Origin of the sequence: Kineococcus auxinigenes (assembly GCF_050871525.1) — a bacterium.
In the GTDB taxonomy this organism is placed as follows: domain Bacteria; phylum Actinomycetota; class Actinomycetes; order Actinomycetales; family Kineococcaceae; genus Kineococcus.
Map to the genome: position 1 here is coordinate 31,711 of NZ_JBKBCT010000011.1, position 14,913 is coordinate 46,623.

General features: G+C 76.5%; 14 protein-coding genes and 1 pseudogene. 8 read left to right on the plus strand and 7 right to left on the minus strand.

What is annotated here, in order from left to right; genetic code table 11:
* Positions 1–15 precede the first annotated feature (15 nt).
* Positions 16–993, minus strand: a pseudogene (locus ACRYR9_RS05685) (epimerase); the annotation flags it as partial.
* Positions 994–1,125: 132 nt separating this feature from the next.
* Here ACRYR9_RS05685 and ACRYR9_RS05690 point away from each other — a divergent pair.
* Positions 1,126–2,025 (plus strand): alpha/beta fold hydrolase, encoded by a 900-nt coding sequence (locus tag ACRYR9_RS05690; RefSeq protein ID WP_432494075.1) that lies wholly within the window; start codon positions 1,126–1,128, stop codon positions 2,023–2,025.
* A 51-nt stretch (positions 2,026–2,076) separates the two neighbouring features.
* Here ACRYR9_RS05690 and ACRYR9_RS05695 read toward each other — a convergent pair whose 3' ends face one another.
* Positions 2,077–3,807: a phospho-sugar mutase gene (locus ACRYR9_RS05695; RefSeq protein ID WP_432494073.1), complete on the minus strand. Its 1,731-nt coding sequence runs from the start codon at positions 3,805–3,807 to the stop codon at positions 2,077–2,079.
* Positions 3,808–3,868: 61 nt separating this feature from the next.
* Here ACRYR9_RS05695 and ACRYR9_RS05700 point away from each other — a divergent pair, with 61 nt between their 5' ends.
* Genes ACRYR9_RS05700 through ACRYR9_RS05715 form a run of 4 tightly spaced genes read left to right on the plus strand, consistent with a single transcriptional unit; the run spans position 3,869 to position 6,847 of the window.
* On the plus strand, positions 3,869–4,024 hold the full coding sequence (locus tag ACRYR9_RS05700) for a hypothetical protein (protein ID WP_432494071.1): 156 nt from the start codon (positions 3,869–3,871) through the stop codon (positions 4,022–4,024).
* Positions 4,025–4,068: 44 nt separating this feature from the next.
* Positions 4,069–5,094 carry an NADPH:quinone reductase gene (locus tag ACRYR9_RS05705; protein ID WP_432494091.1) on the plus strand — a complete coding sequence of 342 codons (1,026 nt, stop codon included), beginning with the start codon at positions 4,069–4,071 and terminating at the stop codon, positions 5,092–5,094.
* Positions 5,091–5,846, plus strand: coding sequence for a nucleoside/nucleotide kinase family protein (locus ACRYR9_RS05710; RefSeq protein WP_432494069.1), 756 nt, complete (start codon positions 5,091–5,093; stop codon positions 5,844–5,846). The genes ACRYR9_RS05705 and ACRYR9_RS05710 overlap by 4 nt, the downstream gene beginning before the upstream one ends.
* On the plus strand, positions 5,774–6,847 hold the full coding sequence (locus ACRYR9_RS05715) for a CobW family GTP-binding protein (protein WP_432494067.1): 1,074 nt from the start codon (positions 5,774–5,776) through the stop codon (positions 6,845–6,847). The genes ACRYR9_RS05710 and ACRYR9_RS05715 overlap by 73 nt, the downstream gene beginning before the upstream one ends.
* Positions 6,848–6,857: 10 nt before the next feature.
* On the opposite strand, the gene ACRYR9_RS05720 is transcribed toward ACRYR9_RS05715, so the two are convergent.
* The gene (locus ACRYR9_RS05720) at positions 6,858–8,501 is read right to left on the minus strand and encodes a polyketide antibiotic transporter (protein ID WP_432494066.1); all 1,644 of its coding nucleotides are present in this window, start codon (positions 8,499–8,501) and stop codon (positions 6,858–6,860) included.
* A complete protein-coding gene (locus ACRYR9_RS05725; protein WP_432494064.1) occupies positions 8,498–9,391 on the minus strand; it encodes an ABC transporter ATP-binding protein in 894 nt (297 codons plus the stop codon). The genes ACRYR9_RS05720 and ACRYR9_RS05725 overlap by 4 nt, the downstream gene beginning before the upstream one ends.
* Positions 9,392–9,520: 129 nt before the next feature.
* On the opposite strand from ACRYR9_RS05725, the gene ACRYR9_RS05730 reads away from it, so the two are divergent.
* Positions 9,521–10,468, plus strand: a complete 948-nt coding sequence (locus ACRYR9_RS05730; protein ID WP_432494062.1) for a dihydrodipicolinate synthase family protein — start codon at positions 9,521–9,523, stop codon at positions 10,466–10,468.
* Positions 10,469–10,486: 18 nt separating this feature from the next.
* Here ACRYR9_RS05730 and yidD read toward each other — a convergent pair whose 3' ends face one another.
* Positions 10,487–10,768, minus strand: a complete 282-nt coding sequence (gene yidD / locus ACRYR9_RS05735) for a membrane protein insertion efficiency factor YidD (RefSeq protein ID WP_242125804.1) — start codon at positions 10,766–10,768, stop codon at positions 10,487–10,489.
* A 141-nt stretch (positions 10,769–10,909) separates the two neighbouring features.
* On the opposite strand from yidD, the gene ACRYR9_RS05740 reads away from it, so the two are divergent.
* Both ACRYR9_RS05740 and ACRYR9_RS05745 read left to right on the plus strand, forming a co-directional pair.
* A complete protein-coding gene (locus ACRYR9_RS05740) occupies positions 10,910–11,938 on the plus strand; it encodes an ATP-binding cassette domain-containing protein (RefSeq protein ID WP_432494060.1) in 1,029 nt (342 codons plus the stop codon).
* Positions 11,935–12,735 carry an ABC transporter permease gene (locus tag ACRYR9_RS05745; protein ID WP_432494058.1) on the plus strand — a complete coding sequence of 267 codons (801 nt, stop codon included), beginning with the start codon at positions 11,935–11,937 and terminating at the stop codon, positions 12,733–12,735. Before ACRYR9_RS05740 ends, ACRYR9_RS05745 begins: the two co-directional genes overlap by 4 nt.
* Before the next feature lie 56 nt (positions 12,736–12,791).
* Here ACRYR9_RS05745 and ACRYR9_RS05750 read toward each other — a convergent pair whose 3' ends face one another.
* Together ACRYR9_RS05750 and ACRYR9_RS05755 are read right to left on the minus strand one after the other, a co-directional pair.
* Positions 12,792–13,886 carry a quercetin 2,3-dioxygenase gene (locus ACRYR9_RS05750; protein ID WP_432494056.1) on the minus strand — a complete coding sequence of 365 codons (1,095 nt, stop codon included), beginning with the start codon at positions 13,884–13,886 and terminating at the stop codon, positions 12,792–12,794.
* Entirely contained in the window at positions 13,883–14,851 is a 969-nt protein-coding gene (locus ACRYR9_RS05755) for an alpha/beta hydrolase fold domain-containing protein (RefSeq protein ID WP_432494054.1), read from the minus strand. Before ACRYR9_RS05755 ends, ACRYR9_RS05750 begins: the two co-directional genes overlap by 4 nt.
* Positions 14,852–14,913: the final 62 nt, after the last annotated feature.

Genomic DNA, 14,913 nt, shown 5'->3' on the forward strand with positions numbered 1-14,913 from the left:
GCGCACCCCGCCCAATCAGCGGGAGCCTCGACCGCGACGGCCGCGCTGCTCCCGCGCCCGCCGGACCAGGTCGGCCGCCGCCGCGTCCCAGGTGGGGTGCTCGAAGGTGAGACCGGCCTCGAGCAGCCGGCCGGGCACCACCCGGCGGCTCTTCAGCAGCAGTTCCGTGTCGGTGCGCAGGACGAACGCCCCCGCCTCGGCCATGAGGCGGGTGGCCGGCAGGGCGAGGCGACGGCCCCAGGCTGCGCGCAGCGAGCGCATGAACTCCGCCTGCGGCAGCGGGTCCGGGGCGGCGACGATGAACGGGCCCGCCAGGTCCGCGCGCTCCAGCAGGAACAGCACGGTGCGCACGAAGTCGTCGCCGTGGATCCAGGAGACGTGCTGGCCACCACCGGCCACGGGACCGCCGAGCCCCAGGCGGGCCATCCACGACAGGACGTCGAAGACCCCGCCGCGGTCGGGCGTCATCACCATCGCGGTGCGCAGCGCGACGCGCCGCGTGCCGGGGACGTCCGCGTCGGCCTGGGCCTGCTCCCAGCGGCGCGCGATGCGCACGCTGTACTCCCAGTACAGGGGCACGTCCGGTTCCTCACCGCCGAGGACGCCGTTCGCCTCGTCGTGGGGCAGGTCGTCGCCCCGGCTGCGGGCGTCGGCGTAGACGGTGGCCGTGCTCATCTGCACCCACACCGCGGGTGGACGCTGCGCCCGGGCGATCGCCTCGCCCACCACCCGGGTGGACTCGACGCGCGAGTCCATCATCTGGCGCAGGTTCGCGTCCGTGTAGCGGCAGTTCACCGTGCGGCCGGCCAGGTTGACGACCGCGTCGGCGCCGTCCAGCTCGGCGGCCCACGACCCCAGCGTGCGCCCGTCCCACAACACGTGCCGGACGCCGTCCTCCAGCCGCTCCGGGCGGCGGCTGAGGACCACCACCTCGTCGCCGCGCTGCGCCAGAGCCCGCCGCAGCACGCCACCGACCTGACCCGTCCCCCCCGGGGATGACGATCCTCACCGTCGCAGCGTAGGGGGCGGGGGCCTGCGGCTCGCCGTGCGCGCACCCCGGGCACACTGGGCGGCGACCACGACCCGCCGGGCTCACCGCCGAGCCCCGCACCCACCGGAGGCACCGTGACCAGCGACGCCGTCGTCGGCTCCTTCCCGTCCCCCGCGGACGGCCTGCTCCTGACCACCTACCGCTGGGCGGACGTGCCCGGCGACCCCCTGGGGGTGGTGCAGGTCGCGCACGGCCTGGCGGAGCACGGCCGCCGCTACGCGCGCCTGGCCGCTGCCCTGAACGCCGCCGGCTTCGTCGTCGCCGCGAACGACCACCGCGGGCACGGCTCCTCCACCGGGGACGGCGTCCCGCTCGGCGGTTTCGGCGAGGTGGGGTTCACCGGCTTTACCGCCGACATCGCCCGCCACGGCGAGCTGCTGCGCGAGGAGGCCGGGGACCTGCCGGTGTTCCTGCTCGCGCACTCCCTCGGCTCGATGGGTGCGCAGAACGTCCTGCTGGAGCGCTCGGACCTGTACGACGGCGTCGTGCTCAGCGGTTCCACCGCGCTGGACGGGCTCGTCGACGTGGTGCGCTCGCTGCCGGCGGAGCAGCCCGGCCTGGCCGCGTTCAACGCACCCTTCGAGCACCGCACCGGTTTCGAGTGGCTCAGCCGCGACCCCGCGGAGGTCGACGCCTACGTGGCCGACCCGCTGTGCGGGTTCGCCACCGACGAGGCGATCCTCGCCGGCGCCCTGGCCACCGCCGCCGCCACCGCCGACCCCGCGCGCCTGACCGGCATCCGGCCCGACCTGCCCGTGCTCGTCGTCAGCGGCGCGGACGACCCGGTCGGGGGTTCGGGCGGCGAGCTGCTCGAGCGCCTGGTGCAGCGCTACCGCGCCGCCGGGGTGCGCGACGTGACGCTGGAGCTGCTGCCCGGAGCGCGGCACGAGGTGTTCAACGAGACGAACCGCGAGGAGGTCACCGCGCTGGTGACGTCCTGGCTGCGCGAGCGCGCCGGCGCCCCGGCGGCGTGAGCGCACGGGTCGTGCCGGGGACGCCCGGCACGACCCGGCCTCGGCCCGGTCTCAGCCGATCCCGGTGGCGTCCCGCACGTCGCGGCGCACCGCCTCCAGCCGCCCGGCGGCCAGGGCCCGGGCGGCGGCGAGCTCGTGCTCGCCCGCGCCCTCCGGCACCTCGACGACGACCTCGCAGTAGCACTTCAGCTTCGGCTCGGTGCCCGAGGGCCGCACGACCACGCGAGCGTCCTCGGCGGTGCGCCAGCGCAGCCCGTCGGTGGGCGGCAGGCCGTCCACGCCGTCGCGCAGGTCCTCCACGCTCGTCACCTCCGCCCCGCCCAGCTCGGTGGGCGGTTGCTCGCGCAGCCGCGCCATCGCCGTGCCGATGAGGGACAGGTCCTCCACCCGGATCGAGACGGGGCCGGTGACGTGCACGCCGTCGCGGCGGGCGACGTCGTCCAGCACGTCGAGCAGGGTGCGCCCCTGCGCCAGCAGCCGCCGCGCCAGCCGTGCGGTGAGCACCGACGCGGAGATCCCGTCCTTGTCGCGCACCACCGCCGGGGCGACGCAGTAGCCGATGGCCTCCTCGTAGCCGAAGGAGATCCCCGGCACCCGCGCGATCCACTTGAAACCCGTCAGGGCGGGGGAGAACCGCGCGCCGTGCGCGGCGGCGATGCGGGCCAGGCCCTGCGAGCTGACCACCGAGCAGGCCAGCACCGCGCCGGGGGCGGCGAGGTGCTCACCGAGCACCCAGCCCAGCTCGTCGCCGGTCAGCGCCCGCCACGCCGCGCGGTCGCCGCGCTCGCCGGTGGGGACGGCCACGCAGGCGCGGTCCGCGTCCGGGTCCACGGCCAGCACGAGGTCCGCCCCGACCCGGGCGGCCAGCTCCAGCGCCAGGTCCAGCGCCCCGGGCTCCTCCGGGTTGGGGAACGCCACCGTCGGGAACGCCGGGTCCGGCTCGGCCTGCTCCGGCACCACGTGCACGTCGGTGAACCCGCTGCGCCGCAGCGCCTCGGCGAGCACCGCACCGCCGACGCCGTGCATCGGGGTGGTGACCACCCGCAGGTCGCGCGCCGGGGCCGGGTGGTCGGGCAGACCGGTGGCGGCCAGCACCGCACCGAGGTAGTCCTCCACGACGTCCTCGCCCAGGACCCGCCAGCCGTCCCGCGCGCGCGGCAGCTGCGCCAGCGGCCCGACCGCGGCGATGGCCGCGGCGATCTCGCCGTCCACCGGCGGCACGATCTGCACCCCGCGGCCGTCCTCGCCGCCGGCGCGCCCGCCCAGGTAGACCTTGTAGCCGTTGTCCTGCGGCGGGTTGTGGCTGGCGGTCACCATGACCCCGGCGTCGGCGTCCAGCGCGCGCACCGCGAACGCCAGCACCGGGGTGGGCAGCGGGCGCGGCAGCAGCAGCACCTCGCAGCCGGCGGCGGTCAGCACCGCGGCGGAGTCGTCGGCGAACTCGCGCGAGCCGTTGCGCGCGTCCAGGCCGATCACGACGCGGGGGCGCTCGAAGCGCTGCACCAGCCACGCCCCCAGACCGGCCGCGGCGCGCTGCACCACCGCCCGGTTCATCCGGTGCTCGCCCGCGCCGACCGCGCCGCGCAACCCCGCCGTGCCGAACTCCAGCGCCCCGGAGAACCGGTCGGCCAGGTCCGCGGCGGCGCCCGCGTCGCCGCCCTCGGCGGCGGCCAGCACCGCCCGCAGCTCGTCGCGGTCGCGCTCGTCGGGGTCGTCGGCGATCCAGGCCAGGGCGCGCTCGCGCAGGTCGTCGGGCAGGGCGGTCGGCTCGGTCGCGCTCACGGGCCCGACCCTACGACCCGGGGGCTGGCGCGGTGGGGGCCCGGCGCGCCAGGCTGGGGCGGTGAGCGACGAGGTGAGCACCCCGCCGGCCGCGGCCGCCCGGGGCGACGACGAGCTGCGGGTGCCGTTCTGGATCGTGCTGGCCGGGGTCGGCGTCGGCGCCGCCTGGGCGCTGGCCGGTGTCGCGCTCGGCGCGCGGCTGGCTCGCCGCCGATGACCGGTGCGGGAACAACCCGCGCCGGTGCCGGGTTCGGCGCCGGTGTGAAGGCGATCGTCTACAGCGAGACCGGTGGCACCGACGTCCTGCGGCTGGTGCAGCGCGAGGTGCCCGAGCCCGGACCCGGCGAGGTGCGCGTGCGCGTGGCCGTCTCCGGGGTGAACCCCACCGACTGGAAGTCGCGCAGCGGCGCCACGGCCGCCGCGCCGGACGGCGAGGTGGTGCCGAACCAGGACGGTTCCGGCACCGTCGACGCCGTCGGCGAGGGCGTCACCGGCCTCGCCGCCGGTGACCGGGTGTGGGTCTACATGGCCGCCCAGGGCCGGCCCACCGGCACCGCGCAGGAGTTCACCGTGCTGCCCGCCGAGCGGGTGCTGCCGCTGCCCGACGGAGTCGGCTTCGACGTGGGCGCCGCCCTGGGCGTACCGGCCGTCACCGCCCACCGGGCCCTCACCGTCGCCGAGGACGGCCCGCGCCGCCTGGCCCCCGGCGCCCTGGCCGGGCGCACCGTGCTCGTCGCCGGCGGCGCGGGCGCCGTCGGGCACGCCGCGATCCAGCTCGCCCGCTGGGCCGGGGCCACCGTGGTCGCCACCGTCAGCGGCCCGGAGAAGGCCCGCCTGGCGAGCGCCGCCGGTGCGCACCACGTGGTGAACTACCGCGACGCCGACGCCGCCGAGCAGGTCCGCCGCGTCGCTCCGGACGGCGTCGACCAGGTCGTGGAGCTGGCGCTGGGCGCGAACCTGCAGCTGGACCTGGCGGTGGTGCGCCCGGGCGCGAGCATCGCCGTGTACGCCAACGACGGCGGCGTGCCCGTCGAGCTGGACGTGCGCCCCAACATGGTGCTCAACACCCGGTTCCAGTTCGTCCTGATGTACACGATGGGGCAGCACAACCTGGACGCCGCCGCGCAGGACGTCACCGCGGCGCTGCGCGACGGTGCGCTGCCGGTGGGTGAGGAGCACGGCCTGCCGCTGACCCGCTTCCCGCTGGAGCGCACCGCCGAGGCGCACGCGGCCGTGGAGGCCGGCACCGTCGGCAAGGTGCTGATCGACGTGGCCGCGGGCGCGTGAGCACCGCGCCCGTGCTCGCGGACCTCGTCGCGCGGGCCCTGGCGCTGCCCGGGGAACGGGTGCTGCTGGGGCTGGCGGGGCCGCCCGGCGCGGGCAAGACCACGCTCGCGCGCGCCCTCGTCGCCGCGGTGCGCGCCGCGGCCGGGGACGAGGCCGCCGCCCAGCACGTGCCGATGGACGGTTTCCACCTGGCCGACGTCGAGCTGGACCGCCTGGGGCGGCGCGCGCGCAAGGGTGCGCCGGACACCTTCGACGCCGCCGGGTACGCCGCGCTGCTGCGCCGGCTGCGCGAGCAGCCGCCCGGGGAGGTCGTCTACGCCCCGGCGTTCGACCGCGACGTCGAGCAGCCGATCGCCGGCAGCGTGCCCGTGCACCCCGGCACCCGGCTCGTCGTCAGCGAGGGCAACTACCTGCTGCTGGACGACGGGGCGTGGGCGGACGTGCGGGGGCTCTTCGACGAGGTGTGGTTCGTCGCCGGCGACACCGCGCAGCGCACCGCGCGCCTGGTGCGCCGGCACGAGGAGTTCGGCAAGGGACCGGACGCCGCGCGGGCGTGGGTGGCGGCGGTCGACGCGCCGAACGCGGAGCTGGTGGACGTCACCGCCGCCCGTGCCGACCTCCTGCTCACCGGGGACCTCGACCTGCCCGCGACCGGACACCCGCCGGGGCCCGGGAGAGGATGGGGCGCGTGCCGCGCATCCCCGTCGTCGTCCTCGCCGGTTTCCTCGGCGCCGGCAAGACCACCGTCCTGAACCAGCTGCTGCGCTCGGCTGCCGAGGTGCGCCTCGGCGTGGTCGTCAACGACTTCGGCGCCATCGGCGTGGACGCCCTGATGGTGGCCGGGCTCGCCGACGACACCGTCTCGCTGGAGAACGGCTGCCTGTGCTGCAGCACCGAGGACGGCAGCGTGGAGGAGCTGCTGTCCCGGCTGGCGTCGCCGCGCGGCGGCGAGGTGCCCGACGCGATCGTCATCGAGGCCAGCGGCGTCGCCGAGCCCGCCGCGATGGTGCGGCGGGTGCTGCTCAGCGGCGTGGAGGGCATCGAGTACGGCGGTCTCGTGGTGGTCGTGGACGCCGTGGAGTTCGAGGCGACCCGGCTGCGCCACCCCGCCCTGGACCACCACGTCGCCATGGCCGACGTGGTGCTGCTGACCAAGACCGACCTCGTGGACGCCGCGGTGCTGGGCCGGGTCGCCGCCCGCTGCCGCGAGCTGAACCCGTGGGCGCCGGTGGTGCCCGCCGAGCACGGTCGCGTCGACGCCCGACTGCTGTTCGACGAGCGGCCCGCCGTGCAGCGCCAACTGTCCCTGGGGGAGGCGGTGGACGACCACGGCGGGCACCTGCACTCCGTGTACGAGGCGGTGGAGTTCACCAGCGACGATCCCCTCGACCCGCGCGCGTTCGTGCGGTTCCTGGAGCAGCGCCCCTCGGGCGTGTTCCGCGTCAAGGGTTTCACCCGGTTCGCCGCTCCCTCGCACCCGCAGCGGTTCGTGCTGCACACCGTCGGTGCGGCCGTGCGGTTCGAGCGCACGCCGTGGCCGCGGGGTTCGGCGCGCCGCACGGAACTCGTCCTCATCGGCGCCGGGATCGACGAGGCGGCGCTGCTGGAGGACCTGCGCGCGTGCGTCGCCGACGGGCCGGTGGCGGACGAGGAGATGGCCATGATGGGCGTGCTGCGCAACACCGAGGGCGTCGACACCGCCGGGCCCGAGGACGCCGGTGACCGGGCAGCGGGCGAGCCCCGCGAGGCCTGACCCGGGCGCGTCAGCCCAGCAGGTCCCGGCGCCGGTACCGGAGAGCGCCGACGACGGCGAGCAGCACCGCCACGACCGTCATCACCAGAGCGGCGGCGGCGTCGGCGGGTTCCAGCGGCACGGGCGCCAGGTGCGCGAACGGGGAGACCTCGCGCACCCACGCCGGGGCGCCGGTGCTGTCGGCCAGCACCAGCAGCAGGAAACCCCCTGCGGCCGGCAGCGACCCGATCAGCGCGGTGGCCGACGGCAGCCACCCGGCGGCGAGCACCGCGGCCCCCAGGCAGAGCAGCGCCACCGGCGCGGTGCTCCACGTGCCGCGCAGCGCCTCCGGCAGCGTCAGGCCGCCCCCGGAGACGGAGACCCCGGCCCAGGTGGCGAACCCCGCGACGGTCAGCAGGGCGAGGACCCCGGCGGCCGTCACCGCGGCCTCGGTCCCCAGCAGGCGCAGGCGCCCCACCGGCCCGGCGGTCAGGAGCGCCAGCCGCCGGTCCGACTCGGCGCTCACGAGGACGGCGATCCGCACCGCGGCGAACACGCCGACCGGGACGGGCAGCAGCGAGAACACGGTGGCGGTGAAACCCCGCACGCTGTCCAGGGCGGTGAAACCGGCCCGCCCGGCCAGGTCGCCCACGGCCGCGTCATGCGCCAGGAACTCCGTGACGGCGACCGCGGTGGTCCCGATGAGCAGGTAGTAGGCACCGATCCCCGCGGACCAGCCCACCAACGGGCGCAGGCAGCGGTGCACCGCGAAACCCTCCACCGACCCCAGCAGCGCCGTGCGGCTGCGCCGGTGCGAGGGGCCGGCGAGCAGGCCCTCACCCACGTCCCTCCGGTCCGCCAGGGCCAGTGCCGCTGCGGCGAGCACCACCGCGGCCGTGAGCAGGAGCAGCACCGGTGCCAGGCGGTCCTGCGCGTACGGGCGGCTGCGTTCCAGCAACCCGAACGGTGAGACCCAGCGCAACCCCTCCCACCCGGGCGCCCCGTTCGCGACGGCCCGGGTCAGCAGTCCCGCGCCGAGGACCGCGACGGCCGCGCCGGCGGCGGCCGGACGGGTGGCGAGGACCTGCGCCGCCAGCGCCGCCACGGCGGCGGAGAACAGCCCGAGGGTGGCGATCCCGGCGCCGTGGACGGCGGCACCGGCCGGTGGGGTCCCGGTGAGCACGAGGACCGCCGCGAGGGCCGCACCCGTGGCGACCACCACCGTCGCGACCGCGAGCAGGTGCCGGCCCACGGCCGTGCGCAGCCGCACGGGGCCGGCCAGCAGCAGGTTCCAGCGGCCGGCCTCCTCCTCCCCGCGGGTGGTGCGCGCGGTCGCCAGGGCGGCCCACGCGCCGAGCAGGACGGCGACGGGGGTGCCCGAGCGCCACACGGTGAAGCCGCCGGTGGTCTCCAGCGCGACGGGCTCGCCGAACAGGGTGCGGACGGCCGGGTTCTGCGCGATGGCGCGCAGGCCGGCCAGGGTCGCGGGGTCGGCGGCCAGGGCGTCGAAGCTCGCCGCGACGGTCGCCGTCAGGGCGACGGCGACGAGCAGCACGGCCAGGCCGCTGCGGCGCACCTGGCGCAGCGCCAGGCGCCCCACGGCACGCCCGGCGCCCGGTGCGGTGGCGGGCGGGGCCGGGACGTGCGCAGGGGCGTGGGGGGTGCGCGTGCTCACCGCACGGCTCCTTCCCCGTAGTGGTCCAGGAAGACCTCCTCCAGGCGGGGTTCGCGCACGCTGAGCGCGGTGACCCCCGCGGACGCCAGTTCCCGCAGCACGGGGGCGGGCGGCCCGGTGAGGGAGAACCGCAACCGCCCCTCGCCGGTCTCCTCCACCCCCTCCACACCGGGGAGCGCCGACAGGCGCGGTGCCGCCCCGGTGAACGTGACGGTCACCTCGCTGCGGTGCAGGTGCCGCAGTTCCGGCACCCCGGCGACCTGCACGAGCCGGCCGGCGCGCAGGATGCCGACGCGGTCGCACACCGCCTCCACCTCGGCGAGCTGGTGGGAGCACAGGAACACCGTCCGCCCGTGCTCGCGCGCCTCGACGACGGCGCGGCGGAACTCCCGTTCCACGAGCGGGTCCAGGCCGCTGGTGGGTTCGTCCAGCACCAGCAGCGGCGCCCGGCTCGCGAAGGCGGCCACCAGGGCGACCTTCTGCCGGTTACCGCTGGAGTAGGTGCGCGCGGGTTTCGAGGGGTCCAGGCCGAACCGCTCGACGAGCTCGTCGCGCACCGCGGTGTCGGTGCCGGGCCCGGTGGCGGCCAGCAGGTGCAGGACCTCCGCACCCGTCAGCCGCGGCCACAGCGCCACGTCGGCGGGGACGTGCGCCAGCAGCCGGTGCGCGCGGGCGACGTCGGCCGCGTCGACGCCGAACACCTCCGCGCGCCCGGCCGTGGGCCGGGCGAAACCCAGCAGCAGGCGGATGGTGGTGGACTTGCCCGCGCCGTTCGGGCCGAGGAAGCCGAACACCTCCCCGGCCGGCACGTCGAGGTCCAGGTCGTCCAGGGCCGTGGTGCGGCCGTAGCGCTTGGTGAGGTGGGTGGCGCGCACTGCGGGAGCGTCCATCGCCGGGTCCTTCCGGTCGTCGCGGATCTGACCGCCGACCAGGCTTCCCGGCACACCGAGGGGGAGCGTACGCCGATCGCGCGGCCCTGGACAGGGGGTTCCCGCGCGCCGCTGTGGCAGGGTCCGGGTGTGCAGCAGAACCCGCAGCAGGAGGACCCGCAGCGGGGCGTGGCCCGGTCCGCGACCCCCCGGCCGTTCACCGGCCTGGTCGCCTACCCGCCCACCCCCTTCGACGCCTCCGGGGCGGTGGACACCGCGACGCTGCGCGAGCTGGTGACCCGCCCGGCCGAGGGCGGCGCCGACGCCGTCGCCGTGCTCGGGACCTCCGGCTCGGGGGTGTACCTCGACGCGGGGGAGCGGCGCACCGTCGTGCAGCACGCCGTGCGGGCGCTGCGGGGCACGGGGGTCCCGCTGCACGCGGCCGTCAGCGCCCTGTCGACGCGGGACGCGGTGGCCGCCGCCCGCGACGCCGTGGACGCCGGCGCCGACGGGGTCCTCGTCTCACCGGTGGGGTACGTGCCCCTCACCGACGAGGAGGTGGTGCCGCACGTCGCGGCGGTGGCCGCCGCGGCGGGGGTTCCGGTGTGCTTCTACAACAACCCGACCACCACCCGGTACGACGTGACGCTGCCGGTGCTGCGGGAGCTGGCGGCTTCCGGCGCGATGGCCGCCGTGAAGGACACCGCCACCGGTCCGGAGCCGTGGCGCGAACGCCTGGCGGGCTACCGGGACGCCGGGTTGCCGTGCGCCGTGGGGCTGAGCCGGGACGTGCTGCTGCTGGGGGCCGGCAGCGCCGCGGACGCCTGGCACTCCGGCGTCGCGGCCCTGCTGCCCACCGCGTACGTGCGCCTGCGCGCGGCCGTGGTCGCCGGGGACGGGCCGGGGGCCGAGCGGTGGGCGGGGTTCCTGCGGCCCGTCGTCGAGGAGCTGGCGCGGCTGCGGCCGATCACGGGTCTGCACGCGCTCGCCGCCGCGGTGGGCGTGCCGGCAGGGGCTCCGCGCGAACCCCTGCGCCCGGCCCCGGACGAGGCGGTGCGCAGGCTCCGGGAGCTCGTGGCGGCCGTCCCGGCGCGCTGACCCCGCCGGCCGGCCCGCTCAGAAGCGGAAGGGGATGGGGATCGGCCCGCAGCAGCACACCCCGCGCCCACCGCCGGCCATGAGCAGCGACGCGGCCTGGTAGCAGGCCAGGAACCGCACCGCGCTGGGCACGGCGCCGCCCAGCAGCCCGCGGCTGCGCACGATGCTGCGCACCGCGCCGGAGCAGGAGTCGCCGCCGTGGGCGACGCGGTGGGCGCACGCGTAGCCCTTCCGGGGTGAGATCCGGCGCTGGTACACGTCGCACAGGGCGTCGAACGCTCGGGCTGCGGGGCTCGTCATGCCCCGACGCTAGCGCCGTCGCGCCAGTGGCGCCCGGCGTCGGGGCGATGAGTCCGGCGCTGCCCGCCGGTCACCCCCTCGACGGCTGGTCGACGGCAAAGGAGCGGCGTGGTGTCGGAGGTCTTCCCTAGGGTGCCGGTCATGGCAACGACGAGCACGGCGGCCGCGCAGGCGGTGTCCCCGGCGGTCGAAGCACGGGGACTGGTGAAGAGGTACGGCGACGTCACCGCGGTGGCGGGCGTCGATCTGACGGTGCCGGCGGGCACCGTCCTGGCCCTGCTGGGGCCCAACGGCGCGGGCAAGACGACGACGGTGCGGATGCTCACGACCCTGCTGGTCCCCGACGAGGGGACCGCGACGGTCGCGGGCGTGGACGTCGTGGCCGACCCGCGGGAGGTGCGCCGGCGCATCGGGCTGTCCGGCCAGTACGCGGCGGTGGACGAGAACCTCACCGGGTTCGAGAACCTCGACATGGTGGGGCGGCTGTACCACCTGGGCCGCAAGCGCTCGCGCGAGCGCGCGTGGGAGCTGCTGGAGCAGTTCGACCTCACGGACGCGGCCAAGCGGGTCGCCAAGACGTACTCCGGCGGGATGCGCCGCCGCCTGGACCTCGCGGGCGCGCTGGTGGCCGAGCCGCCGGTGCTGGTCCTGGACGAGCCGACCACGGGGCTGGACCCGCGCAGCCGCAACGACATGTGGGAGCTGCTGACGCGCATGGTCGGCGGCGGTACCACGCTGCTGCTGACCACGCAGTACCTGGAGGAGGCCGAGCGCCTCGCCGACGACATCGTCGTCATCGACCACGGCCGCGTCATCGCCCGCGGCACCGCCGACGAGCTGAAGACCCAGGTCGGCGGGCAGCGCGTGGAGGTCGTCGTGGCCGCCGACGGGGACGTGGACGCGGCGGTCGCGGTGCTGCACGAGGTGGCCGTCGGCGAGCTGCAGGTGGAGCGCCGCGCGCGCCGCGTCACCGCACCGGTGACCTCGGGCACGCAGGTGCTCGTGCAGGTGCTGCAGCGCCTCGGCGAGGTGGGCATCGTGCCGCTGGACGCCGGGCTGCGCCGCCCCACCATGGACGACGTCTTCCTCACCCTGACGGGCAAGCCGGCCGACGAGGTCGCCGGCCACGACGAGCCGGCGCGGCCGGCGGGGGAGGGGGTGCGGCCGTGAGCGCGGTCGGAACGGTGCTCGCCGACAGCTCGGTGATCGCCAAGCGGAACATGCTGAAGATCACGAGGATCCCCGACCTGCTGGTCGGCACCCTCATCTCGCCCATCATGTTCATCCTGCTGTTCGGGTACGTCTTCGGCGGCGCCATCGGGGTGAACGGGGCCAACTACCGCGAGTTCCTGGTGCCGGGGATCTTCGCGCAGACGGTCATCTTCGGGGCCACCATCACCGGTGCCGGGATCGCCGACGACATGCAGAAGGGCATCATCGAGCGGTTCCGCTCGCTGCCGATGGCGCAGTCCGCCGTGCTGGTGGGGCGCACGGCCTCGGACGTCGTCCTCAACGTCATCGTCACCGTCATCATGTCGCTGACGGGACTCGTCATCGGCTGGCGGATCCGCACGTCGTTCCTCGACGCGGTCGTCGGGTTCGCGCTGCTGCTGCTGTTCGCGTACTCGCTGTCGTGGGTGATGGGCCTGCTGGGCCTGCTCATCCGGACCCCGGAGGCGTTCAACAACCTCGTGTTCCTGACCGTCTTCCCGCTGACGTTCGTGACCAACGCCTTCGTGCCGCTGGAGACCTTCCCCGGCCCGCTGCGGACGATCGCGGAGTGGAACCCGGTGTCCACCCTCGTGCAGGCCGCGCGCGAGCGCTTCGGCAACGTGCCCCCGGGCACCGAGCTGGGCACCTGGTCGCTGCAGAACTCCGAGCTGTACACGCTGCTGTGGATCGTGCTGATCCTCGCGGTGTTCGTCCCGCTGGCGACCCGGCAGTACCGGCGGGCCGCGGCCCGCTGACGCCCGGCGCGCGACGGCCCCCGTCCCCGTGGTGCGGGGACGGGGCCGTCCTCGCGTCAGATGCCCAGCCCGGCGGTGCGCTCCGGGGGCGGGCCCACCAGCACCAGGTCCAGCTCGTCCTGCAGCTTCTGCAGGACCGCCACCGGCGGGGGCCCGACGAGGTCGGTGCTCTCGCTGCTCATCGTGCCCGGCTCCGGGTAGGAGCGGTCCTGCGTGGGCGAGCCCAGGACGCTGAAGAAGGGCTCGAACACGTCCGGGGTGAGGATCCCCAGCATCTCCGTGCGGTGCGCGTCGAACGCGAACGTGTGGATCGTCCCGGCGGGGGCGTGCACGAAGTCGCCGGGGGTGAGCAGCACCTCCGTGCCGTTGACCCACAACCACACCCGCCCCGAGAGGCACAGGAAGTTCTCGGTGTGCTCGCGGTGGAAGTGCCGGCCGAAGTAGCGGCCCGGCGCGCCGACGGTGTGGATCGCGAAGTAGCGGTGGTCGGTGTTCCGGCCCCGCGACAGGTACGTGTAGAGGGCGTCGGGGGTGCGCAGCCGGTCGCCCTCCCCGCCGCGCAGGAAGTACGGCTCCACGCCGGCCGGCAGGTCGGCGTCCCACTCCTGGCCCGCCTGCACCTCCGCCAGGGACGGGAAGGTCACGCCCAGCGGTGCACCGGCCTCCCGGCGGCGCTCCGGCGACGGCGGCCCCGACGGTCGGTCGCGGTGGGCGTGCACGTCCACGGGCGTGCCCAGCGCCTCGACGAGGGCGAGCGCCCCACCGGGCGCGGCCCACGTCAGCAGTCGCGTGCCGTGGGCCAGGAACCGCCAGGCCAGCGGCGTCCCCGCGGGGACGTTGAACGAGTCGCCCGGCACCAGCACCCGGCTGGCGCCGCCCAGCCAGACCTGCGCGCTGCCGCGGACCAGGACGAAGGAACGCTGCTGGTCGCGGTGGACGTGGTGGTCGGTGAACGCCCCGCGGGGGCCGTCGACCCACGCGGCGTCGAACAGCCCGCCGGTGTCGGCGGCCCGGGCGAACACCGTCCACAGCTGGCCGTCCAGCTCGTAGCGGTGCCCCTCGCCGTGGGCGACGTAGTACGGCACCGGCTCGCCCGGCAGCGCGCCGCGCACCGGCGCCAGCCGGTGCACGGTCTCCAGGTCGACGCTCACGCGGTCTCCTTCCCCAGCAGGTGGCGGGCGAGGAAGTCGCCCACCTCGTCGTACGAGAACGTCGCGGGGCCGCTGCGCTCGCCCCGGCCGGGCAGGAACTCCCGGACGGTGGAGGAGGCGCTGCCCTCGCGGTCCAGCCGCCCGTCGTCGAAGACGCGCGGCCCGGGCACCTCCACGGCGCCGGCGGGGTTGAGGAACCCGTGCCGGTACCCGTCGAGCAGGTGCAGGGTGCTCTCCACGCCGGCGGCGACGAGGGCCTCGTGCAGCAGGACGCTCTGGTCCGGGCGCACGAGGACGTCCGCGGTGCCGTGCGCGACGTGGAACGGCGGTGCGGCGGCGGTCACGTGCGTCAGGGGCGATGCCGCCCGCGCCGCCTCGCGCCGCTCGGCCGGCGGGCCGCCCAGCAGCCGCGCCTCGGGCGCGTTCGCCCCGCTCATCGCCGGCGGGGCCGAACCGGCGGAGTCGGCCACCACCCGCTCCAGGTCGACGGGCCCGTAGCCCTCGGCGACGGCCTGCACGTCGGCACCGGGCTCGTCGTCGCCGACGTCCTCACCGGGCAGCACCCGCACGTGACCGGTGACGCCGGCCAGCGCGGCCAGGTGACCGCCCGCGGAGGAACCCCACAGGCCGATCCGGGTGCCGTCCACGCCCAGCGCGGCGGCCTCGCGGCGCAGGTGCCGGACGGCGGCGCGCACGTCGTGCAGCTGCGCGGGGAAGAGGGCCTGGCCGCTGAGGCGGTACTCGATGCTCGCCATCGCGATGCCGCGGGCGGCGAAGAAGCGCGTCAGGTCGGGCGCGAGGTGCCGGTCGCCGGTGAACCACCCGCCGCCGTGCAGCCACACCACGACCGGCGGGGGCCCGGACGGGCCCCCGGCGGTCGCGGGGAGCACGAGGTCCACCAGCAGGGGGCTGCCGTCCCGCTCGGCGAACACCAGGCCGGTGCGGGTGGGGGCTTCGTCGCTCATCCGCAGCATCCTGCGCGACGGAGCGCGTCAGCACCAGGACGCGGTTCGCAACGACCGTGAGG